Annotated in this window: 1 protein-coding gene; it reads left to right on the top strand. The window is 30.4% G+C overall.

The annotated features are described in order from the left end of the window. Window positions 1–23: 23 nt before the first annotated feature. On the top strand, window positions 24–788 hold the full coding sequence (locus tag HT736_RS11405) for a type II toxin-antitoxin system PemK/MazF family toxin (RefSeq protein ID WP_000155204.1): 765 nt from the start codon (window positions 24–26) through the stop codon (window positions 786–788). The last annotated feature ends 95 nt before the right edge of the window (window positions 789–883 follow it).

Genomic DNA, 883 nt, shown 5'->3' on the forward strand with positions numbered 1-883 from the left:
TCGGGGTGTATAGAGGGGAATAAATGACAATACAAAATAAACAGATTTTAAAGGCTTCAAAAAACTTTGAGAAAGTTCATTCAACATTTAAAAATAATAATAAATTCCGATTTTTGCCTAATTGGCTAGAAAAAGAATCTAATCTATTCTTGTCAGAAACACAAAACACTAGCAAGAGTTACAATGTTCTGAAACGTGGTTCTTTAATCTTTGTAGATTTTGGAATCAATATTGGCTCTGAATTATCAAATAGACACTGGGCTGTTGTCCTAAATAAAAATGATTCTCCAAAATCAAGGAATCTGACGGTACTTCCAATTAGTTCAAAAGAAAAAAAGTTTTCTGTTATGATTGACGAAGTTATACAGCAAAAATCCAAAAGATTCTTATTACCTATTCTTGACAAAATTGGTTTTGATTATTTTTCGATCATTCACTATGCACTTACAGAAATTACTCCTTTTGATTTAGGGAGTGCAGAAGAAATATATCAGGAATTTTTGATTCAATACGGAGATGCTTACAATTCAGAATCAGCTAAAGAAATCTATGACAACGGTGCAGGGATGGAAAAAGTGGAAAACACTAATAGAAAATTAAAAGATCTTGTTAACCATTATCAACGATTTAATAAAATTTCCTACGCAAAATGTGATCAGATAAAAACGATTAGTAAAGACAGAATTATTTACATAAACGAACTGGATCCTTGCGGAAAAATCAAGGTTAGTGACGAAACTTTAGATAGAATTGACGAAAAATTAAAAGAATTGTACTTAAAAAATTGACATTTATAAAAGTTTACTCTATAATTAGGTTACTTAGAGGTTTGCCCTCATATTTTTAAACTTTGAGCCTTTGCGCTCCAGGGAAGTAGCTTAAT

It is taken from the genome of Streptococcus sp. 339 (assembly GCF_013277285.1).
Taxonomy (GTDB): domain Bacteria; phylum Bacillota; class Bacilli; order Lactobacillales; family Streptococcaceae; genus Streptococcus; species Streptococcus pseudopneumoniae.